The organism is Mycoplana sp. 10N416, from assembly GCF_056394765.1.
Map to the genome: position 1 here is coordinate 107,415 of NZ_JBFTIM010000004.1, position 19,920 is coordinate 127,334.

At 62.8% G+C, this 19,920-nt stretch carries 22 protein-coding genes and 1 tRNA gene; 12 read left to right on the plus strand and 11 right to left on the minus strand.

Annotated elements, in window-relative coordinates; all coding sequences use genetic code 11:
* Positions 1–54 precede the first annotated feature (54 nt).
* Both upp and AC1DDS_RS09840 read left to right on the plus strand, forming a co-directional pair.
* A complete protein-coding gene (gene upp / locus AC1DDS_RS09835; RefSeq protein WP_477478736.1) occupies positions 55–684 on the plus strand; it encodes a uracil phosphoribosyltransferase in 630 nt (209 codons plus the stop codon).
* A 123-nt stretch (positions 685–807) separates the two neighbouring features.
* Positions 808–1,332, plus strand: a complete 525-nt coding sequence (locus AC1DDS_RS09840) for a TIGR02281 family clan AA aspartic protease (RefSeq protein WP_477478737.1) — start codon at positions 808–810, stop codon at positions 1,330–1,332.
* Here AC1DDS_RS09840 and deoA read toward each other — a convergent pair.
* Genes deoA through AC1DDS_RS09875 form a run of 7 tightly spaced genes read right to left on the minus strand, consistent with a single transcriptional unit; the run spans position 1,322 to position 8,245 of the window.
* Positions 1,322–2,635, minus strand: coding sequence for a thymidine phosphorylase (gene deoA / locus AC1DDS_RS09845; protein ID WP_477478738.1), 1,314 nt, complete (start codon positions 2,633–2,635; stop codon positions 1,322–1,324). The two genes, AC1DDS_RS09840 and deoA, sit on opposite strands and share 11 nt — an antisense overlap.
* Before the next feature lies 1 nt (position 2,636).
* On the minus strand, positions 2,637–3,410 hold the full coding sequence (gene deoC, locus AC1DDS_RS09850) for a deoxyribose-phosphate aldolase (RefSeq protein WP_477478739.1): 774 nt from the start codon (positions 3,408–3,410) through the stop codon (positions 2,637–2,639).
* A gap of 4 nt (positions 3,411–3,414) precedes the next feature.
* Positions 3,415–4,212, minus strand: coding sequence for a purine-nucleoside phosphorylase (locus AC1DDS_RS09855; protein WP_477478740.1), 798 nt, complete (start codon positions 4,210–4,212; stop codon positions 3,415–3,417).
* A complete protein-coding gene (locus AC1DDS_RS09860; protein ID WP_477478741.1) occupies positions 4,209–4,601 on the minus strand; it encodes a cytidine deaminase in 393 nt (130 codons plus the stop codon). Before AC1DDS_RS09860 ends, AC1DDS_RS09855 begins: the two co-directional genes overlap by 4 nt.
* Position 4,602: 1 nt before the next feature.
* Complete coding sequence (locus tag AC1DDS_RS09865; protein ID WP_477478742.1) at positions 4,603–5,574, minus strand: ABC transporter permease; 972 nt, start codon at positions 5,572–5,574, stop codon at positions 4,603–4,605.
* A 5-nt stretch (positions 5,575–5,579) separates the two neighbouring features.
* Positions 5,580–6,713 (minus strand): ABC transporter permease, encoded by a 1,134-nt coding sequence (locus tag AC1DDS_RS09870; protein WP_310412348.1) that lies wholly within the window; start codon positions 6,711–6,713, stop codon positions 5,580–5,582.
* Complete coding sequence (locus tag AC1DDS_RS09875) at positions 6,710–8,245, minus strand: ABC transporter ATP-binding protein (RefSeq protein ID WP_477478743.1); 1,536 nt, start codon at positions 8,243–8,245, stop codon at positions 6,710–6,712. The genes AC1DDS_RS09870 and AC1DDS_RS09875 overlap by 4 nt, the downstream gene beginning before the upstream one ends.
* Positions 8,246–8,416: 171 nt before the next feature.
* Between AC1DDS_RS09875 and AC1DDS_RS09880 the strand changes: the two genes are divergently transcribed.
* Positions 8,417–8,647: a SlyX family protein gene (locus tag AC1DDS_RS09880; RefSeq protein WP_405030147.1), complete on the plus strand. Its 231-nt coding sequence runs from the start codon at positions 8,417–8,419 to the stop codon at positions 8,645–8,647.
* Positions 8,648–8,716: 69 nt separating this feature from the next.
* On the opposite strand, the gene AC1DDS_RS09885 is transcribed toward AC1DDS_RS09880, so the two are convergent.
* The 3 genes from AC1DDS_RS09885 to AC1DDS_RS09895 form a co-directional block, all read right to left on the minus strand.
* Positions 8,717–9,709, minus strand: a complete 993-nt coding sequence (locus AC1DDS_RS09885; RefSeq protein ID WP_477478744.1) for a BMP family lipoprotein — start codon at positions 9,707–9,709, stop codon at positions 8,717–8,719.
* 208 nt (positions 9,710–9,917) lie between these two features.
* Complete coding sequence (gene msrA / locus AC1DDS_RS09890; RefSeq protein WP_477478745.1) at positions 9,918–10,568, minus strand: peptide-methionine (S)-S-oxide reductase MsrA; 651 nt, start codon at positions 10,566–10,568, stop codon at positions 9,918–9,920.
* Positions 10,569–10,614: 46 nt separating this feature from the next.
* The gene (locus tag AC1DDS_RS09895; RefSeq protein WP_477478746.1) at positions 10,615–10,935 is read right to left on the minus strand and encodes a hypothetical protein; all 321 of its coding nucleotides are present in this window, start codon (positions 10,933–10,935) and stop codon (positions 10,615–10,617) included.
* A gap of 235 nt (positions 10,936–11,170) precedes the next feature.
* On the opposite strand from AC1DDS_RS09895, the gene AC1DDS_RS09900 reads away from it, so the two are divergent.
* From AC1DDS_RS09900 to AC1DDS_RS09930, 7 genes are all read left to right on the plus strand, one after another.
* Positions 11,171–11,260: transfer RNA gene (locus tag AC1DDS_RS09900), tRNA-Ser, on the plus strand.
* A 443-nt stretch (positions 11,261–11,703) separates the two neighbouring features.
* Positions 11,704–11,949 (plus strand): helix-turn-helix domain-containing protein, encoded by a 246-nt coding sequence (locus tag AC1DDS_RS09905; RefSeq protein ID WP_477478747.1) that lies wholly within the window; start codon positions 11,704–11,706, stop codon positions 11,947–11,949.
* Complete coding sequence (locus AC1DDS_RS09910; protein WP_477478748.1) at positions 11,946–12,857, plus strand: hypothetical protein; 912 nt, start codon at positions 11,946–11,948, stop codon at positions 12,855–12,857. The genes AC1DDS_RS09905 and AC1DDS_RS09910 overlap by 4 nt, the downstream gene beginning before the upstream one ends.
* Positions 12,858–13,533: 676 nt before the next feature.
* On the plus strand, positions 13,534–15,903 hold the full coding sequence (locus AC1DDS_RS09915) for an AAA family ATPase (RefSeq protein ID WP_477478749.1): 2,370 nt from the start codon (positions 13,534–13,536) through the stop codon (positions 15,901–15,903).
* 415 nt (positions 15,904–16,318) lie between these two features.
* On the plus strand, positions 16,319–16,855 hold the full coding sequence (locus AC1DDS_RS09920; RefSeq protein WP_477478750.1) for an HGGxSTG domain-containing protein: 537 nt from the start codon (positions 16,319–16,321) through the stop codon (positions 16,853–16,855).
* On the plus strand, positions 16,852–17,169 hold the full coding sequence (locus tag AC1DDS_RS09925) for a hypothetical protein (protein WP_477478751.1): 318 nt from the start codon (positions 16,852–16,854) through the stop codon (positions 17,167–17,169). The genes AC1DDS_RS09920 and AC1DDS_RS09925 overlap by 4 nt, the downstream gene beginning before the upstream one ends.
* Positions 17,170–17,317: 148 nt before the next feature.
* Positions 17,318–17,647, plus strand: a complete 330-nt coding sequence (locus tag AC1DDS_RS09930; protein WP_477478752.1) for a hypothetical protein — start codon at positions 17,318–17,320, stop codon at positions 17,645–17,647.
* A gap of 99 nt (positions 17,648–17,746) precedes the next feature.
* Here the strand turns inward: AC1DDS_RS09930 and AC1DDS_RS09935 are convergent, their stop codons facing one another.
* A complete protein-coding gene (locus tag AC1DDS_RS09935) occupies positions 17,747–18,421 on the minus strand; it encodes a recombinase family protein (protein ID WP_477479013.1) in 675 nt (224 codons plus the stop codon).
* Between the two features lie 549 nt (positions 18,422–18,970).
* Here AC1DDS_RS09935 and AC1DDS_RS09940 point away from each other — a divergent pair.
* Together AC1DDS_RS09940 and AC1DDS_RS09945 are read left to right on the plus strand one after the other, a co-directional pair.
* Positions 18,971–19,474, plus strand: coding sequence for a hypothetical protein (locus AC1DDS_RS09940; protein ID WP_477478753.1), 504 nt, complete (start codon positions 18,971–18,973; stop codon positions 19,472–19,474).
* Positions 19,471–19,911, plus strand: coding sequence for a hypothetical protein (locus tag AC1DDS_RS09945; protein ID WP_477478754.1), 441 nt, complete (start codon positions 19,471–19,473; stop codon positions 19,909–19,911). Before AC1DDS_RS09940 ends, AC1DDS_RS09945 begins: the two co-directional genes overlap by 4 nt.
* Positions 19,912–19,920 lie beyond the last annotated feature (9 nt).

Sequence of the window (19,920 nt, forward strand, 5' to 3'; positions counted from 1 at the left end):
GGGCGTTATCGTGGAAAAAGGGGCGATCAACACAGAACCAGGGAAGGTTTGTCCATGGACGGCGTCACAGTCATCGATCACCCGCTCGTGCAGCACAAGCTGACCATCATGCGCAAGAAGGAGACCTCGACCGGCAGCTTCCGCCGGCTCCTCCGTGAGATTTCGACGCTGCTCTGCTACGAGGTGACGCGCGATCTGGAACTGACGACCGAACGCATCGAGACCCCGCTGCAGGCCATCGACGCGCCGATCCTTGAGGGAAAGAAACTCGTGTTCGCCTCGATCCTTCGTGCCGGCAACGGCCTGCTCGAGGGTATGCTCGAACTCGTTCCCTCGGCCCGCGTCTCGCATATCGGTGTCTACCGCGACCATGAGACGCTCGAGGCCGTCGAGTACTTCTTCAAGGCGCCGGATCTCCTGGGCGAGCGCCTGGTCATCGTCGTCGATCCGATGCTGGCGACCGGCAACTCGGCGATCGCGGCGATCGAGAAATTGAAGGAGCGCGGCGCCACCAACATCCGCTTCCTCTGCCTGCTGGCGGCACCTGAGGGTATCCGGAACTTCCGGGCGGCGCATCCGGACGTGAAGATCTATACCGCTTCGATCGACAGTCACCTGAACGAAAAGGGCTACATCATGCCCGGCCTCGGTGATGCCGGCGATCGGATGTACGGCACGAAGTAGGGCGTTAATCCGCCGTTAGCCATGGCGCCGGTTCGTTGTGGCAAAACGGGACTGCGAGGACGGTTTTTCCGTTCCATCAACCCGGGCATGCTCTAGTCGGGATGTTTCCCAAAGGAGATGCCAATGCTCACCCGCAGTCTGTTCGTGGTTGCCGCCATTGCCGTTGCCGCCGTCTATGTGCCCGGCCTTGCCGGCACCTATCTGCCGGCCAAGCCGGAAACGAAGGCGGTGGATGCACCAAAGGCCCAGCCGGTGTCGACCGCGCGCTACACCGGCAGTCGCGGCGTGACGCTCGAAGCAGACGCCACCGGCCATTTTTCCGGTGTGTTCACGATCAACGGCCGCAAAGAAAAGGGCATGGTCGACACCGGCGCCAGCATGGTGGCGATCAATCTCTCGACCGCCGAACGACTCGGCATTCCCCGCAAGAACCTCGACTTCCGCTATGCCGTCGACACGGCGAACGGCAAGGCGCGCGCAGCCTATGTCCGGCTGGACAGTGTGGCGATCGGTTCCATCAGCGTGCCGAATGTCGGCGCGATGGTGCTGGAGGACAAGGCGCTCTCGGGGATGCTGGTCGGCATGACCTTCCTGAAGGGGTTGTCGTCCTACCAGGTCGATGGCGCGCAGATGCGGCTCATCCGCTGATCCGGCTGACGATCGGATAATCCGGTCCCGGCGCCACCTCGCCAACCGTATAGAGGCGGCGCAGACGCGCGGCGCCGGCAGCCGCCTCATCCAGTGTGCGGGCATGCACGCGCCCGATCTCGTCGCCCTTGTCGATCCATGTCCCGAGCGGGCGCAGCCGGTCGAAACCCACGCGAGGATCGATTTCCTGGTCCGGTCTCGTGCGGCCACCGCCGAGTTCAATCAACGCGATCCCGAGACCGCGCGTGTCGCACGCCGTCAGGTAGCCGGTCTCGTCAACGGTGACCGGCAGGATGATCGGCGCCTTGGCGAGGATCGAGCTGGCGCCGTTGAGCAGGCTGGCCGGGCCACCAAGGAGGTCGACCATGCGGGAAAAGGCTTCGGCGGCGCTGCCGTCCGACAGCACGCGCTGCGCTCTTGCATGGGCCGCCGTGCCGTCCGGGTCGATTCCGGCGGCAACCAGCATCTCGGCCGCAAGGGACAGAACCACGGCTTCGAGCCGCGTCCCGGGTTTTTCTCCCTTGAGAAAGGCAAGGCAGTTCTCGATTTCGACAACATTGCCGACGGCATCGGCGAGTGGCTGGTTCATGTCCGTGATGAGGGCAGTGCTGCGCAGGCCCGCGCCGTTGGCCACGTCCACCAGCGCCCGGGCAAGCCTCTCGGCGTCGGGCCGGTCCGTCATGAACGCGCCGTTGCCGAGTTTGACGTCCAGCACCAGTGACTGGAGCCCTGCGGCAAGCTTCTTCGACAGGATCGAGGCGGTGATCAACGGCACGGAATCGACCGTGGCCGTAACGTCGCGAATGGCATAGAGGCGCCGGTCCGCGGGCGCCAGATCGGCGCTCTGGCCGATGATGGCGCAACCGACCTCCCGCACCGCTCGGCGAAACAGGCTGTCGGGGGGATTGATCATGTAGCCGGGGATCGATTCCAGCTTGTCGAGCGTGCCACCCGTATGGCCGAGACCGCGACCGGAGATCATCGGCACGGCCAGCCCGCAGGCGGCCGCGATCGGCGCCAGCATCAGCGAGACATTGTCGCCGACGCCACCGGTCGAATGCTTGTCGGCGACAGGCCGGTCGATGTCCCGCCAGTCGAGGACGTCGCCCGAGTCGCGCATAGCCTGGGTCAGGGCCACGGTCTCGCGTGCGTCCATCCCGCGAAACCACACCGCCATGGCGAAGGCTGCGATCTGTCCCTCGCTTGCAGTGTCGTCTGTCAGCGCGGCGATGAAGCCGGCGATTTCTTCATCCGTCAATTCCGCGCCGTCGCGCTTGCGGCGTATGATCTCCTGCGGGAGCATCTCAGTAGGTCGCGTTCGCGCTGCCGCTCTGTCTGCCTTCGAGCGTGCCAAGGATGTCGCCAAGGAGGCCAGACGCGCCGAAGCGGAAGGTGGAGGGGATCGCCCAGTCCGGCCCGTGGATCGCCGCGGCGAGGTTGAGGTAGAGGGCAGCGTCGCCGACGGTGCGCACGCCGCCGGCCGGCTTGAAGCCGACATTGCGCCCGCTTTCGCGGATGGCGTTCAGCATGATGTCGGCCGCCTCGAGCGTGGCGTTGACCGGGACCTTGCCGGTCGAGGTCTTGATGAAGTCGGCTCCAGAGGAGATCGCCAGATGCGAGGCGTTGCGGATCAGGTCGCGCTCCTTGAGCTCGCCGGTCTCCAAAATGACCTTGAGCAGGATGGGGGCCGTGCAAACGGCCCGCACAGCGGCGACCATCTCGCGCACCGCCTGCTCGTTGCCCGCGATCAGCTTCCTGTAGGGGATGACCAGATCGATCTCGTCGGCGCCATCGGCAATTGCCGTCTTCGTTTCTGCCACGACCTCATTCACCGGCAGATCACCGGAGGGGAAATTGACGACGGTGGCGATCCGGACCGGGCTGTTCTGACCGAGCAGTGCGCGCGCCTGCTGAACGAAGCGCGGCCAGATGCAGATCGCTGCCGCGTTGCCGAAGGGCGTTTGCGCCTGCTGGCACAGGCGCTCGATCGCCGCCGCGTCGCAATTGTCGGTCAGATCGGTCAGGTCCAGCAGCGAAAGGGCTTTCGCGGCGACAAGGCGAGGGGTTGTTTCGGTCATTGTCCTACTCTCCATCCGCGATCATCTCCGCAAGGATGGCGGACAGCCGCCCACCGCCGACCGGCGCCATGTCCTTGGTTTCGTGATGGCTCAGTTCTGCACCCGTCATGCCCGCCCCGAAGTTGGTGATGACGGAGGCCGCTGCGACCTTCAAGCCGAGGAAGCGGGCGATCAGCACCTCCGGCACGGTCGACATGCCCACCGCGTCCGCCCCGAAGGTGCGCGCCATGCGGATTTCGGCCGGCGTCTCGAAGCTCGGTCCCGAGAACCACATGTAGACGCCTTGATGCAGCGGCGTCCCGGTCTTCTTGGCGGCCGCCTCCATCCGTGCCGCGAGCCCGGCGTCATAGGCGTTGGTCATGCCGACGAAGCGCTCGTCGCTTTCAACGCCGATCAGCGGGTTGGCGCCGGAAAAATTGATGTGGTCGGCAATCCGCATCACCGAGCCGGGCGGCATGTCCTCGCGCAGCGAGCCGGCGGAGTTCGTCAGGATGAGCGAGTCGACGCCGAGACCCTTCAGCACTTCGAGCGGTCCGCGCATCGCATTCGCGTCGCCCTTTTCATAGTAGTGTACGCGGCCGGAAAGCATGATGACGGGGACGCTGCGAAGATGGCCGATCACCATCTCGCCGGCGTGACCGGAGACGGAGCTGACCGGGAAGCTCGGGAGCTCGGAGTAGGGGATGCGCACCGCGCCTTCCACCGCCTCCACGAGGGAGCCGAGGCCGGAGCCGAGCACGATGCCGTAGCGCGGCGCAAGGCCGCCGAGCCGCGGGGTGAGATGGTCGACGACAGCTTTCATCCGATCACCTCCGTCGCGAAGCTGTGCGGCAGAAGCTCGTCCATCGTCATCATTTTCTTCACGCCGGTCTCGTCGCACAGATAGATACGCGTCGCGGGCGACGCGAACTCGGCGATCTTCTGCCGGCAGCCGCCGCAAGGCGGGCAAAGCGGCAGCTTTTCAGCGATCACCGCCATTTCCACGATCGCTTTCGCTCCAGCCATGATCATGGCACCGATCGCGGTCGGCTCGGCGCACCAGCCCTGCGGAAACGAGATGTTCTCGATGTTCGCGCCGGTGTAGACCTTGCCGTCCTCGGCGCGGATCGCGGCCCCCACCGGGAACTTCGAGTAGGGGGCATATGCATGCGCCATCGCGTCGCGTGCCGCTTCGAACAGGTCGTGGGACATCTCAGCGCTCCTTCACATAGGGCACACCGCCGGCCTTGGGCGGGATCGCCTTGCCGATGAAGCCCGCAAGCAGGATGACGGTGAGGATATAGGGCAGCGCCTGCATCAATTGGACCGGCACCTTGCCGATCAACGGCAATGGCGTTCCCTGGTAGCGGATCGCAAACGCGTCGAGGAAGCCGAACAGCAGGCAGGCGAACATGACATTGACCGGCCGCCATTTGGCAAAGATCAGCGCGGCCAGCGCGATGTAGCCCTTGCCGGCCGTCATGCCCTTCGTCCAGCCGGCATTGGCGGCGAGCGAGAGATAGGCGCCGGCGACCCCGCACAGGATGCCGCAGCAGATCACGCCGCGGTAGCGCATCCAGATGACCGAGATGCCCGCGGTATCGACCGCGCCCGGATTCTCGCCGACGGCGCGCAGCCGAAGACCGAAGCGCGTGCGGTAGAGGACCCACCAGGTGAAGGGCACCATCAGGAAGGCGAAATAGGTCAGCGCAGCGTGGCCGGAGAGCAGCTCGGCATAGACCGGTCCGACGAGCGGCACGCTCCGGAGTGCCTCGGCGAATGGCAGCTCGATTTCCTGGAAACGGGCCCCTTCGGATAGCGCCGGCGTGCGGCCACCCTGTTGGAACCAGGCTTGGCCGAGGATGACGGTGGAGCCGGCGACGATGAAATTGATGGCGACGCCCGAGACGATCTGGTTGCCGCGCTGGGTGATCGAGGCATAGCCGTGCACCAGCGACAACAGGACGGAGACGACGACCGCCGCCAATAGTCCGGCCATGGCCGACTGGGCGACAAAGGCGACGCAGCCGGCGGCAAAGGCGCCGCCCAGCATCTTGCCCTCGAGGCCGATGTCGAAGACGCCGGCCCGCTCGGTGAAGAGGCCGGCGAGTGCCGCCAGGATCAGCGGCGTGGAAAGGCGCACCGTCGACTGGGCCAGTTCAAGGAAGAGCTGCAGAAGATCCATCGGTATCAGGCTCCCTTGACCGCTGCTTCCGTGTGTCCGCGCCCGGAGACGGCGAGGACCGCGCGCGTGATGGCGGGGCGGAACATGTGCTCCAGCGCACCGGCAAAGAGGATCACCAGACCCTGGATGATGACGATCATGTCGCGCGAGATGGACGGCATCTCGAAGGAGATCTCCGCCCCGCCCTGGTAGAGCACGCCGAACAGGATCGCCGCCGGAATGATGCCGGCGGGATGCGAGCGCCCCATCAGCGCCACCGCGATGCCGACAAAGCCGGCACCTTGGACGAAGTCGAGCTGCATCCGGTAGGTCTCGCCCATGATCGGGTTCAGCGCCATCATCCCGGCGAGCGCGCCGGAGATCATCATGGTGATGACGATGATGCGCGCCTCCTTGATGCCGGCATAGCGGGCGGCCGCCGGGCTATGCCCCATGGTGCGCATCTCGTAACCGAGGCGGGTGCGCCAGATCAGCACCCAGACGCCGAAGGCGGCTGCGAGCGCCAGGAGAAAGGTGACGTTGAAAGGTGAGGTGCCGACGCTCAGCCCGAAGATCTTCATCAGCCAGTCGAGCTTCGGCAATTGTCCGCCGGCCTCGAAGGTGCGGGTCTCCAGGGACATCGAGCCGAGCGGCTTCATAACCCGGTTGAGCATGTAGTTCATCAGGCTCGCGGCGATGAAGTTGAACATGATCGTGGTGATGACGATGTGGCTGCCGCGTTTGGCCTGGAGCCAGCCCGGGATGAAGGCCCAGGCGGCACCGAAGAGGGCGGCGCCGAGGATCGCCACCGGGAAGACCACATACCAGGGCATGATCCGGTCGAGCGAAAGGCAGGCGAGCGCCACGCCGATGCCGGCGACGTAGGCCTGTCCTTCGCCACCGATGTTGAACAGTCCGGCGTGGAAGGCGACGGCGACGGCAAGGCCGGTGAAGATGAAGGTGGTGGCGTAGTAGAGCGTGAAGCCGATGTACTCGCCGCGCCCGAAGGCGCCGTTGATCATGTGGTAGGCCGCTTCAAGCGGGCTCTCGCCGACGAGCAGCACGACGAGGCCGGCCACCGCAAAGGCGACGATGAGGTTGACGAGCGGAATGAGGCCGTACTCGGCCCAGGCCGGCAGTTTCGCATAGGGTACGCTCATTCTGCGGCCTCCTTCCGGCCTTCCACCCCGGCCATCAGCAGGCCAAGCTCGCCCTCGGAGGCATCGGGGGCGCGCTCGCCGACGACGCGGCCGGCAAACATGACGAGAATTCGGTCCGACAACGCGCGGATCTCATCGAGTTCGACGGATACCAACAGCACCGCCTTGCCCTGGTCGCGCATCTCGATGATGCGCTTGTGGATGAATTCGATCGCGCCGACGTCGACGCCGCGCGTCGGCTGGCCGATGATGAGCACGTCCGGGTCTCTTTCCATTTCCCGCGCCAGCACGATCTTCTGCTGGTTGCCGCCGGAGAAGTTGGCGGTCTTCAGCCGCGCATTCGGCGGGCGGATATCGTACTTCTCGATTTTCTCCTCGGCATCTGCGCGGATCGCGTCGATGTCGAGCAGGAAGCCCTTCCGGTATTTCGGATCGTCGTGGTAGCCGAGGATGGCATTCTCGCTTTCCTCGAACTTCAGCACGAGGCCGACATGGTGGCGGTCCTCGGGAACATGCGCCAGACCGCGTGCGCGAAGCTCCGCCGGATCGGCATTGCCGGTGACGTCGATCGCTTCGCCGTTGAGGAGCACGCTGCCTGACACGGCGCGGCGCATGCCGCAAATCGCCTCCAGCAGCTCCGACTGGCCGTTGCCGGCAACCCCGGCGATACCGACGATCTCGCCCGCGCGCAGGTCGAAGGAGACGTTGTCGACCATCGTCACGCCACGGCTGTCGCGCACGGTGAGGTTCTCGACCGAGAGCTTCACGTCACCCGGCTGCGCCTCGCCTTTCTGCACCCGCAGCAGCACGCGTCGGCCGACCATCAGCTCTGCCAGTTCCTCCACCGATGTCTTGCCAGTCTCGCGCGTCGCCACCATCTCGCCGCGGCGCATGACCGAGACCTCGTCGGTGATCGCCATGATCTCGCGCAGCTTGTGGGTGATCAGAATGATCGTCTTGCCCTGCGCCTTGAGCTGCTCGAGGATGCGGAACAGGTGGTCGGCTTCGGCGGGGGTCAACACGCCGGTCGGCTCGTCGAGGATCAGGATGTCGGCCTTGCGGTAGAGGGCTTTCAGGATCTCGACGCGCTGTTGCAAACCGACCGGCAGTTCCTCGATCACAGCGTCCGGATCGACCTCCAGTGCATATTCCCTTTCGAGCCGCTTGAGCTCGGCGCGCGCCCTGGCGATGCCCGCGTTGAGGATCCGGCTTTCCTCGGCTCCGAGCATGATATTCTCCAGCACGGTGAAGTTCTCCACCAGCATGAAGTGCTGGTGGACCATGCCGATCCCGGCAGCGATCGCCGTGTTCGGGTCGCGAATGTCGATGGGGCGCCCGTCGACCAGGATCTCGCCGCGGTCGGCCTGGTAGAAGCCATAGAGGATCGACATCAGCGTCGACTTGCCCGCGCCATTCTCGCCGACGATGCCGTGGATGGTGCCCTTGCGGACCTTCAGGTTGATGTCCTTGTTGGCATGGACGAGCCCGAAACTCTTGTCTATGCCCTTCAATTCGATAGCCAATTCGCCCATGACGATCCGTTGTTTTTCCGCGTGGGAGCCGTCCGTCCGCTTGCTGCGGATTCTTCAGGTCCAGTCTTGTTGCTTCCGGTCCGCTTGTCCAGCATCATTGCGGCCTGCCTCGCCATTCGATAGATCCACCGCAATGAAACGGAAGGCGGCCATAGCATGGCCGATCGAACAATGACCAACCCAGTGCCCCTCGACGACGACAGCTCGGGCCGCATCGCGGCCCTTGAGGAGCATATCGCCCATCAGGACCGGACGATCGAGGAGCTGTCCGGCCAGATGGCCGAACAGTGGAAGGTCGTCGAGCAAATGCGGACCAAATTGGACCGGTTGACGGAGCGCTTCCTCGTTCTCGAGGAAAGTTCGCTCGAAGCGCCGCCGATCACGCGCCCGCCGCACTACTGACGTCTGGAAGCGGATACGCAAAAGCCCGCCGGACCGTTGCGATCCGGCGGGCTTTTTGTTCGAGTGCTATTAGTACGGGCAGGACTCGTCCGACATATAGTCGTGGACGGTCACCGTGCCGGCGATGATATCGGCCTTGGCCTTCTCGACCGCAGACTTCATCTCTGCCGAGATCAGCGAGGCGTTGTTGTCGTCCATCGCGACGCCGACGCCGTCTTCCTTGAGCCCAAGCACGTTGATGCCAGGGGTGAACTTGTCCTCGTTCGCCGACTTGAAGGCGTCGTAGACGGCGACGTCGACGCGCTTGAGCATCGAGGTCAGCACCTTGCCCGGATGCAGCATGTTCTGGTTGGAGTCGACGCCGATGCCGAGTTTGCCGGCATCCGCTGCCGCCTGCAGGACGCCAACGCCCGTGCCGCCGGCAGCGTGGTAGACGACGTCCGAACCCTGGTCGAACTGCGACTTGGCGATTTCACCGCCCTTGACCGGGTCGTTCCAGGCGTCCGGCGTCGTGCCGGTATAGGCTTCGAGCACCTTGACGTCCGGACCCGTCGACTTGGCGCCGCCGATATAGCCGCAGGCGAACTTGTGGATCAGCGGAATGTCCATGCCGCCGACAAAGGAGACGGTCTTGGATTGGGACGACATGGCGGCGAGGATGCCGGCGAGCCAGGAGCCTTCCTCTTCCTTGAAGACGACCGAACGGACGTTCGGCTTGTCGACGACCATGTCGATGATGGCGAATTTCGTGTCCGGATACTCGGCTGCGACCTTTTCCAGCGTGGCGGCCCAGGAGAATCCGGCCATCACGATCGGGTTGTTGCCGTCCCCGGCGAAGCGGCGCAGTGCCTGCTCGCGCTGGGCGTCGTTGGCGATCTCGAAGTCGCGATACGCGATGCCGGTCTCGGTCTTGAACTTCTCGGCGCCGTTATAGGCTGCTTCGTTGAAGGATTTGTCGAATTTGCCGCCCAGATCGTAGATGATCGCCGGTTTGATGTCGGCCGCAAGCGCCGTCGCCGACATCGCCGCGGTGGCAAGAAAAGTCAGTAAGGTTTTTTTCATCGTGCAGCCCTGTTGCTCTGATTATGTCGGGTCCCTCCCGCACGTCCCGTAAATGACGGGTGCGGAGTTGCCGACCCCGTTCCCTAGGGTCAGACGGCCGCGATCCTTGCATGGTTGTAGGAAAAATTCACCAGAAATTTTTCACTTGGTAAAAAAACGTTGTCGCCCGGATTCGCAGGGGCTTGCCGGGCTGCTTCGTTGCAATCCGTCAGCCGATCGCGCAGGAGACGCCGGTGCCGCGCAGGCCGCAGTAGCCGCCGGGGTTCTTGGCGAGATACTGCTGGTGATAGGGTTCGGCGAAATAGAACGGACCGGCGGGGGCGATCTCCGTCGTGACCTTGCCGCCATGCCCGGCCGCATCCAGCGCCGCCTGGTATTGGTCGCGCACCTTCACGGCCGCCTCCAACTGATCGTCGCTGTTGGTGTAGATCGCCGAGCGATAGGTGGTGCCGATGTCGTTGCCCTGCCGCATGCCCTGCGTCGGGTCGTGCTGCTCGAAGAAGATCCTCAGCAGTTCTTCGAGTGAGACGGCCTGCGGGTCATAGACGACTCGAACCACCTCCGTGTGACCGGTCAGGCCCGTCGTTGTTTCCTGATAGGTCGGGTTCGGCGTGTAGCCGCCGGAATAGCCGACCGCCGTCACCCAGACACCGGGAACCTGCCAATAGAGCCGCTCGGCACCCCAGAAGCAGCCAAGCCCGAGCAGGATGGAGCGTGTGTTGTCCGGGTAGGGCTCTCCCAATGGGTGGCCGTTGATGAAATGGGTTTCGGCCGTCGGGATCGGGTCCGGCCGGCCGGGCAGCGCGCCCTCAGGCGTCGGCATCGTGGTCTTCTTGTTGAACATGTCGATCAGAAACACGCGGGATCCTCCTCTTTAGCCGACCAGTCGCGCCATTCGAACCCGGTCAGGCGGTGAAACGTCCGGCGAAGGGCTGGCGTTTGTAGCCCACCATCCAGAACAGTAGCGAAAGTGCCAAAAGCACGGCGGCGGCCGGCTGCGAAAGCACCCACAAGGCCACGGGATCCCAAAGCAGGGGACTAAGCCTGTTCATGATCATGTCGGCAACAAAAGCGATCGACTGCGGGCTGGCGGCGGTCCAGGCGACCGCAAGGGGCGTGAGCACCGGTTCGGACGCTGCGACCGACTGGATGGCGTCCAGCGTCGCCGCCATGATGGCCATCGCCAGGGTGATGAGGCTGAGCAGCCTGAAGACAAAGCGGAACATGGATTGCCGGACTCCAAAGGAGCGGTATGGCGCAAAACGCCCCTTCCGCCAATAGATAGGGTCATCGATCATGGCTTGCAATCCGCTCCGCGCGGAAGCGCGAAGCGGCCGAGGGCAAAAATCTGCGAGAAAGCGGTTGATCCTTCCGCCATCATCGGTATATATCGCGCCGTCCCGCCAAACTGGAAATCAGCGAAGCGGCCCGCACCGGGTTGACCGCCGGTCGTTTGCGGACGGACAGGTGGCCGAGTGGTTGAAGGCGCACGCCTGGAACGCGTGTATACGTGAAAGCGTATCGAGGGTTCGAATCCCTCTCTGTCCGCCAGCCACCCTTGAAATCATTGGACAATTTGACAGTTTCGGGTGTTCGCCCCAACTTTTACCCTAACTCGCGCTCGGCGTTAGGATGGCGCCTGCTTTGCCCTGCGCCCCGGTTCGATCGGGCGGCTTGCTTCCTGTTGCGTACCTTGTCCTCCGTGTCTGTAGGCCGATCGCCATGGTCAACGTTCAGATTTTTCCGGCAACTGCCGAGGCCCAATTAATCCAGTCTAGCCGGCATCTTACGGGAGAGCCCTGTGCGAAATGTCTTACGTTTATCAATAGCTTAGCAGAATTTGAGCTTGCTATTTGTCCAAAAGTGATTCAAATTACGTCTTAGTCGTCGCATCAAGACTTTTAGAACCAGCACGAATTTTACGAATGGAAGAACCCGCGATGGAAAAACCCCACCATTAACGCGGGCCTCGGCGCCCGTATGAAAGGCGTCAGATGCCAAACGCAGCCATTCCCGCGGTCAATACCGCGTCCACCGTCCCATGGTTTCAAAAGCCTGTACTGCCCCTTCGCGTGGCTTCAGAAGTATTGGGCGTTTCGCGGTCGAGCCTCTATCGTTTGCAGGCCGGCGGCAAGCTGACCTTCTCCCGCATAGGCGGAAAGACGGTCATTAGAACAGCGAGTGTGATCGCCTACCTTGAAGCAATCGAGGACTGGCCCTCGCCGGAGGCGCAGCAATGACCGGCGCCCGGCGCAGTGGTGGCTCTTACTTTAAGCCGCATCTCAAGAGCCGTCAGGCCTTCCTCGAAGAGTGCATCATTATCTGGTGCGAAGCCGATGCTGACAAATCGTATCGGGTCGATGCCGACTTAACGGCCTGCATAAAGACCCAGATCCACGCCAACGTAGCGGCGCGATTGGGTGCAACTGCCCCCGAAACAATCGACTACTTCGCTAGCGTTGAATTCGCGGCTTACCGAAACGAAATTATCGCTCGGGATCTCGCGGACAGGCTGGACGAGTTGCAGACGCCCCGCCCGAAGAAGGGTAACAGGCGCCGCGAAGTGCCGCCGCACCTACCGCTGAGACCAAGCCGCACGGTCATCGCTTTCGTGGCCGCCGGCATAAAAGGCCGAAACCCTACGGCCTCAAAAAATGCCGTCTATTCCATGACAGCCGATCATCTACGTGACGGCATTCCGAAGTCCGAAGCCAACCGCCGCCTGAGTATCAAGAACGTTCGCGATGCGGTCGAAAGTCATGGGGTCTTCGATGATATCGAGACTATGACGGTGCGGCATCGACGCGAGTTTGAGCGCGTGCGGCTCAAGGGAATGCCTCATGTGTGGGATTGCGGCGTCTATGACTGGATGGTCATGGGCCGCAGGCTGACCAGGATGCTCGACAAGGAAGACGGGTACATGTGGCCGGTCCTGTTCGAAAAGCTCATTACCTGGCCTATGGGCTCATTTGAACGCTGCTACACCAAGGCCAGAGCGGGCAAGCGCTTTGCCGGTCTGTACGGGGCTGACCTCGCCCGAACGATCGACGCGGCCATCGGCCTACGCGAGTGGGTGCTCGAAGACCTGAACGTGTCGACTACTGGCAGACCCCAAAGCGGGGGTAGAACTGCCAACTCCGCAGGCTGACCATTTCCGTTCGAAGCACAGGAGACGACCATGCGCTCAATCAGCACAATGCCAACTATCGAATACCTCACGGTCAAAGAAGCCGTCTCAAGGTCTGGCTGGTCCGCGGGCCACATTCGAAGCCTTGCACAATGCGGCAAGCTCGAAAGTGCCAGACCGGAAGGCCGAATACTCATCGACGCGGAATGCCTCGCGGTCCTGCTCAGGGCGCGGGCGGCCGCGAAGCCGAGGCCGAAGCTCCGGCTTGTGATCAACAACGGATAGCCCCGAAAAAGCAAACCCGAGCGCCTGGCAGGGCGTCTCGGGTCTATCGAAAGCAAGTGATATGAACATTATACACCAAGGAAGCCGAAACGGCAATTCTCTCGCGGACGCGGTTCAAGCCAGAAGTGCCACGCAACCGCCGAAAACCGAGCCGCCGCAGCCTCCCGCAACAGCCGCGGCAAAGTCTGAACCGGCGGTCCCTGAGTTGCTTCCGGTACACCAGCGCGCCAGAGCGCTCAATGCTCGCGGCTATGGCAACCTGATGCTGCCACTCATTCCCTGCGGCTGCTATGTCAGCGGGCAATCCCGCCCCGCGAACGGCAAGGTTCCCGGCGAGTGGAATGGAACGAACTGGCGCAACGCCTGGAACTGGACGAAAGCGCCGCCGATCGATCTCGGAACGTGGAAGACCTTGCCGGCCGAAACCGGGATCGGCATTCGCACCGGCCTTGGACCCGTCGCTTTTGACATCGATATCAAGGTGGACCCGTCGTCAATGGCTCCGCACGATGTGCAGGCCCGCCGACTTGCCACCGAAATTCGCAACGTCTTGGCCGAACGCTTCGGCATGTCGCCCAATGGCATGCCGCGCCGTGAGCGGTCCAACTCGACCAGCACCGTCTATTTCGCCCGGACCGAGGACGAACTTTACAAGGAAGAGATGTTCTTCGAGGCCGAGGGCCATCGGCATCAACTGGAGTTCCTGGCAATAGGCCAGCAAGTCGTTGTCAGCGGCATGCACCAAAGCGGCGTTCCGCAGATGAACACGCTCACCGAACACAATCTGTCCGATCTCCCCCTGATCGATGAACAGGGTATCTCGGTCATCTTCGCCCGCATCAAGGAGAAGGCCGAAGCTCTTGGCTACACCGTCGGCAAGAAACCTTCCCGCAAGCCCGGCGCCGTCTCGGCGAAGGTGCGCGACCCGATCACGCGCGCGGCGCTGGAGCGCAAAAGGGAATGGCTGCCTGATGTGCTTGGGCTCGGCCTGAACGTCGGCAACGATGAAGGCGAATTGCGGATCGGCGCCGATCACTTGGACCGCGAGCTTGAGGAAGATCTCACGATCTACCCTGATGGTATATATGATTGGGGGACGCGCCGGGCGCATAACCCCGTCAGCCTGATTTGCGAGTTTGGCGAGATCGATGACGAGGGCGAAATTCACTTTGGCGGCTCGCCGGAATACCAGCCCGGAGAGGGCGAGGTTTTCGAGGTCGCCGAGGACAGCGCCCGGCGCCCAACTCCAGCGCAGGCCGTCACATGGCTTTGCCGCCGGCTCGGCTCCGACGACTTCCCGACTTACGCGGGCTCAGCCGACTGGAAAAGCGCGTCTCTGACCGTTGCCCAGGCCATGGGCTACAACGTCGCCGATCTGGAGATTGCCCGCGTCTTCGAGTTTGTCGATTGGCAAGGCTTCGGCAAGCGGGAGCCGGGAACGTGGGACGCTGACGACATCCGCGCAAATGGCGGGCTGCTAGCTTCCCTGCGGATCGCCAACCCGGCCACGTTCGCGAGCCTGGTAGACCGATGGGCCACGCTGAGCGATAGCGGCTTGTCTGTCGCCAAGGTCGAGGAACTGATTGCCGAGGGCTTCCACGCAGAGCCCCAGGCGGTCGAACGCGCGCCGAAGGCAACGTCTGATTTGCCACCCTTGGGCTGGATTGACCCTAGCCGAGATTGGCAGGGTATCGAGCCGCTTCCTCGCGAGTGGGAGGTTGAGGGCTGGATACCGCGCGGCGAAGTGACATTGCTTTACGGAGACGGCGGCATCGGCAAAACGCTGCTGGCGCACCAGTACGCGACGGCAGCGGCAACGGGCCGGAGTTGGCTAGGCCAGATCACTCGCCCGGCTCGGGTCATGTGCATCTTCTGCGAGGACAGCGCGGCCGAGCTTCACCGTCGCCAGATCGATATAAACCGGTCGCTCGGTGTCAGCTTCTCCGAGCTTGGCAACTTGCGCCTGGTGTCGCGGAACTTTCAGGACAACTTCATCGCCACCTTTGATCGGAAGAGCCAGACGCTCGCGAAGACGGCTTTTTGGCACCAAATCCGCGAGGACGCCGTTGCCTTCGATGCCGATGTGCTGATCCTTGATACGATCGCCGACATCTACGCGGGTTCCGAGATCGACCGAGTTTTGGTCAACGACTTCGTGAAACGTTTCCTTGGCGGCTTGGGCCGGGCAATCGGCGGCTCTGTCATTGCGCTCGGCCATCCGTCCGCTGCGGGCAAGAGTTCCGGCGACGGCACCTCCGGTTCAACCGGCTGGAGCAACGCCTCTCGCTCGCGCCTGTATCTGCAATATCCGGGCAAAACAAAGAGCGGCGATATCCGGCAGCTCACAAACATGAAGCTGAACTATGGGGCGAAGGGCGCCGGCCTGAAGCTGCGCTGGAACCGTGGCGCGTTCGATGTCCTCGCCGGCAGCGCTCCTGCGACCCTTCGCGATGCAAGCGCATCCGGGGCCATTCCGAGCCTGAACGACGCCGCAGAAAGTGCGGTTGTTTCGGCCCTGCTCGATCTGCCCGGCGTTCCGATGTCGGACAAGCCCCGCAGCGGCCTTTTCGCCCCGAGAGTGCTTGAGCGGCGAGCCTCCGACATCTTGGCAGCGTTCTCAATGGACGACATCACCAACGCGCTGCATCGCCTGGAGGCGCGCGGGGCGATCAGGTTCGATGTGATCGGCAAGAATGATCAGCGTCAGAAGCAATACGGCTACATCGTCGTTCCCGACAAAGTGTCCGCGAAGGCTTCACCAGATGCCGGAGTATTCGAATGAGACGGGCGAACAAAGTGCGCAGAACTTGCGCAAAGCTCTGCGCGCAATCTTGCGCAAATCCTGCTAAGTCATTGAAATCATTGCGCAGAGCTTTGCGCAGAATCGGAGTGCGCGAAATTGCGCAGAATTGCGCAAAACTCCTTGTTTCTCAGGGGTTCTCAGGTGCGCAGAATTGCGTGCGCAGAATTGCACCCCTACGGGGGAGAGGCTGCGCTGCGCGCCAGCCGCGCTGCCGCCTCCACCCCTTGGGCTATTGGGGTCGCGAGACCAGACATTCTGTCCTTCTATCCGTCTGGAGCTATCGGGGCGCCCATGGTCTGGAGCGCTCAATCTTCGATACCTCAATACCCCTTGTTTGGAGAGTGCTGTGAAGAGCGACCGACTGAGCGCATGGCGCCAATCTACGCAGTGGCGAATGATCAGCCGCGAGGCCATCAAGCGATGGAACGCGAAGCGCGAGACGCTGCCCAAGTGCGGGGCGAAGCGAAAGCGCGACGGCGAGCCTTGTATGCAACTCGCGAAGGAAAACGGCCGCTGCTACCTCCACGGGGGGCGAACAGGCAAAGGGACGGACTACCACCGGCATCTGTTCCCTAATGGCGATGCGCCGAACGCTGAAGCGAAATTGCAGCGGAAGCTCCAGCAGATCGAACGCGACAAGAAGGCCCGAGCGAAGCGCCGGGCCAAGATGAGCCCTGAGCAGCTTGAAGCGCACCAGCAATGGCATAGGACGCACCAGCCCGGCCCGGCAGCGGACAGAGCCCGCAAGAGGCAAGACCGACAGCATGCGAAAGAGCTTCGCCAGCGGATGGAGAAAGAAGATCCGCGGCCGGTCTCTGCCGAGCTCGCCGAACTGCAGAGACAAGCCGCGGCGCTTGAAGCGGCGCGGGACCATTATCGCCGGCTCGCAGAGCAAGAGCAGGCCAATCTAGATCGAGGTGTATTCGGATGAGCGCGGCAAGCGAACGTAGAGAGGCAATGGAGCGGGCCAAGCATCTGTTGCAGACCGAGGGCGTAATCGCGGCCGTGGAGGCCCTGGTGAGCGTGTGTCGTGATCCAAAGGCGCCGGCACCGGCAAAGAGCACGGCTGGCACAAGCTTGTTGCGCGCCAACGGCTTCTTTGACCGGACAAACACCGAGGCTGAGAAGGAACTGCACCAAATGTCCATGCAGGAGTTGCGGGACTTCTCGAACCGGATCGAGAACGAAAAGCAGGCGTTGCTCAGAGAGCTTGACGCAGATGACGAGGGCGGCGCGTTCGATTAGGCCGTGCTTTTCTGTCGACCGCGTAACTTCTGTATCGTTGGTAGCGCAACAGGTGCGATACAAAAAAGACAAATAAAATCATTGACTTAGCGTGACCCTTTTTTGTAACTTGGTAGTCATCAACAACGACCTAAGCGAGGAACTGAGCATGCCAATCGACTTTACCTCTCGCGAACGCCTCGACCGCGCGGCGAAATTCCAAATTATGAACTGGGACGACCCGGTTATGTCGGAGACACCGCGAGGGCCAGACGGCCACTTCGTAGTTGACGGTCTCGTTCCAGTGGAAGTAGCGATTGAGATCAACGCGCTATTCGCCCGCTGCGCAGGGGGCCGTCTCGATGTGGTCGACCACCCCGAGATTGAGGTTGGGACGACCCGCGTACTTATCGAAGGCTTAGTTCCGTTCGCCATCGCCGAACGGGCGCAAGCCATCTGTAACGCACATAACGCCACCCTGGCGCCGATCGACGCCTGAGCCAGCTATCCAGACAAGCAAAGCGCCCCGGCTAAGACCGGGGCGCTGCCGTTTGGTCAGACTTCGGCTGTGCAAACTGAGGCGCCGGCTGGTCTTCGGTTAAGCGGCGCGCTCGGCAACTCGCTTGACCTGCACCGCGCTCCACTCGCCGCCGCGAGGCGTCGGGATGCCCCGAGCATTCAATTCCGCCGCGACGGTGCGCAGGGACGCGCCGGAAGCCTGTAGCTCTTGGATGATCGGCGCGACCAGTGCGGCGCGCTCGTCGGCTTTCTTGCTGCGGGCGGCAACGCTTACGGCAGGACCAAGCGCCCGAACGTCGGCGAAGTTGCCACGATCACCCCCTAGACGCTTGCCACGCGCCTTTGCTGCCTGAAGAGCGGCCTTCGTGCGCTGCGAGATCATTTCGCGCTCATGCTCTGCAACGGCGGCGAGGATGTGGACCGTGAGGCGATTGGCCTTCGGAAAGTCAACGGCCGTGAAGTCCACGCCGCTTTCCATCAGGTTCGAAATGAACGCGACGTTACGGGCGAGACGGTCGAGCTTGGCGATGATCAGGGTCGCGCCATGCAGCTTGCAGAGCCGGAGCGCTTCGGCAAGCTTCGGGCGATCGTTGCGCTTTCCGCTCTCGACTTCCGTCACCTCAGCGACCAGTTGCCAGTTGCCGCCGTTCAGGTAGGCGCGGACAGCTTCTTGCTGAGCTTCGAGCCCGAGGCCGCTGGCGCCCTGGCGTGCCGTGCTCACCCGATAATAGCCTATGAATTTGCCATCCGCCATCGCCGTTCCTGCCTCTGTTACGTTTTCGTCTACGTTCGTTGCCATTAATGTAACACCATCTGCGGCCCTGTCAACGGCCGTTCTTTCAGGCGGCTCGGTCATCGGGCGCAACGGGCCGAGGCGTTCGCGCCGTCGTCACCTCCGCGTCGGAGGGTGCCACCCGCACCCCCGATCCCCCCTCCGGCATACTCGCCAGCGTCGCGGGGAATGGGCATCCGACCCCTCTAGAAATTTACGCCCCGCTAGAACTTTTCACCTCGCCACCCGCTGCCGTCGCGCTGGCCTCCCAGGCCTCACCGTGCTATCTTCGGCCTGTCAGTAAACAGCGGACTTCAGGCAGCCGCGTCGCTGGGCCTTCGTGCTCTCTCGTCAATCGAACAAACCCTGTCAGCACCTCGCCGACGTGCCAGTTCGTGACTATGCGATATGCCGATGAGCCGTTTCGATCCCGCCGAACCCTTCGCACTATTCCTCCGCAAACGGAGGGGTAGATCAGTCGACCCACAGGGCCGAAACTTCGACAACATCAACGTCGAAGCAGGTCGAGCCGTGCACGGAGTTTACACAGAAGCAGCCAATCAGAGCGCAGCCCACGCAATCCAGCAGTTGCGCCTGGTCGGCGGGCAGTCGAACTGGACTTTCAATCTTCAGATGGGTCTCGGGACCATTCTGGAACTGTCCGACCCACGACGCGAGAGATGGGAGTTGCCGGATAGCCTACCGACACGGGATCTGCTCGCCGGCGTCTACGGAGCGCTTGGAAACGCCATCCGGTGGGGTACGTCTGACCCTTACATGGGAAAGATCGAGGTCGAGCATCTGACCGAGGGCCTGCTGGCCGCCGCGCGGTTGGTCGAGGCAATCGACAAAGAAGATACCGGCGCCGATCGCTACACCGATGACCGTACCCGCGTGAAATGCCTCATCCACTACGCCCGAATTGCCGAGCATCGCCAGGACACCGAACAGCGGCGCCGGGATCGGGAGCATGGGACGATCGAGCAATTTCTGGGAACGGCCGAAGAAGCCGACATATTCGGATCAACGCCATGACCGGGAACGAACTTCTTCAAGTCGCTATCTCCAAGCTCAGCAGCGCAGCCGAGGGCAAGAATGCCCTTCTGACCTGCGCTGAGGGCCTTAACGCGCTGATCGCGGCTACCAGCATGGGCGGGCTCGATCCGGTCCTCACCTCCGATGCTCAGAGGCTCCTATTTCGCACCGCCCCGCAGGTTGCCGCCGAGACGGAAGGGCGGCTACCGGCCGAGCATGTTTTCCATTCCCTCGGATGTGCCAACGCGGCCCTGACCTGTGTGGATCTCGATCGCTATGTCTGGCTATTGGCTTCTGCCCGCGTTCTCGAAAGCGAACTGCGCGCGTTGCATTTGCGCGATCTGGTCGCGACCTGCAGCCAGGCAGACCTTGCGCACGCCATCTGCCGCAACCCCCTCGCAGCAGTGTTCCATCCCGAACCGATGACGGCGCATTAGGAGCAGCGA

Coding starts and splice junctions, on each gene's coding strand:
- AC1DDS_RS09935 (WP_477479013.1), bottom strand. CDS start 18,421: ATGGCGGATGGCAAATTCATAGGCTATTATCGGGTGAGCACGGCACGC.
- AC1DDS_RS09920 (WP_477478750.1), top strand. CDS start 16,319: ATGATCAGCCGCGAGGCCATCAAGCGATGGAACGCGAAGCGCGAGACG.
- AC1DDS_RS09910 (WP_477478748.1), top strand. CDS start 11,946: ATGACCGGCGCCCGGCGCAGTGGTGGCTCTTACTTTAAGCCGCATCTC.
- AC1DDS_RS09930 (WP_477478752.1), top strand. CDS start 17,318: ATGCCAATCGACTTTACCTCTCGCGAACGCCTCGACCGCGCGGCGAAA.
- AC1DDS_RS09880 (WP_405030147.1), top strand. CDS start 8,417: ATGACCAACCCAGTGCCCCTCGACGACGACAGCTCGGGCCGCATCGCG.
- AC1DDS_RS09945 (WP_477478754.1), top strand. CDS start 19,471: ATGACCGGGAACGAACTTCTTCAAGTCGCTATCTCCAAGCTCAGCAGC.
- deoA (WP_477478738.1), bottom strand. CDS start 2,635: ATGCTCCCGCAGGAGATCATACGCCGCAAGCGCGACGGCGCGGAATTG.
- AC1DDS_RS09875 (WP_477478743.1), bottom strand. CDS start 8,245: ATGGGCGAATTGGCTATCGAATTGAAGGGCATAGACAAGAGTTTCGGG.
- deoC (WP_477478739.1), bottom strand. CDS start 3,410: ATGACCGAAACAACCCCTCGCCTTGTCGCCGCGAAAGCCCTTTCGCTG.
- AC1DDS_RS09895 (WP_477478746.1), bottom strand. CDS start 10,935: ATGTTCCGCTTTGTCTTCAGGCTGCTCAGCCTCATCACCCTGGCGATG.
- AC1DDS_RS09860 (WP_477478741.1), bottom strand. CDS start 4,601: ATGTCCCACGACCTGTTCGAAGCGGCACGCGACGCGATGGCGCATGCA.
- AC1DDS_RS09905 (WP_477478747.1), top strand. CDS start 11,704: ATGCCAAACGCAGCCATTCCCGCGGTCAATACCGCGTCCACCGTCCCA.
- AC1DDS_RS09840 (WP_477478737.1), top strand. CDS start 808: ATGCTCACCCGCAGTCTGTTCGTGGTTGCCGCCATTGCCGTTGCCGCC.
- AC1DDS_RS09870 (WP_310412348.1), bottom strand. CDS start 6,713: ATGAGCGTACCCTATGCGAAACTGCCGGCCTGGGCCGAGTACGGCCTC.
- upp (WP_477478736.1), top strand. CDS start 55: ATGGACGGCGTCACAGTCATCGATCACCCGCTCGTGCAGCACAAGCTG.
- AC1DDS_RS09855 (WP_477478740.1), bottom strand. CDS start 4,212: ATGAAAGCTGTCGTCGACCATCTCACCCCGCGGCTCGGCGGCCTTGCG.
- AC1DDS_RS09925 (WP_477478751.1), top strand. CDS start 16,852: ATGAGCGCGGCAAGCGAACGTAGAGAGGCAATGGAGCGGGCCAAGCAT.
- AC1DDS_RS09885 (WP_477478744.1), bottom strand. CDS start 9,709: ATGAAAAAAACCTTACTGACTTTTCTTGCCACCGCGGCGATGTCGGCG.
- AC1DDS_RS09865 (WP_477478742.1), bottom strand. CDS start 5,574: ATGGATCTTCTGCAGCTCTTCCTTGAACTGGCCCAGTCGACGGTGCGC.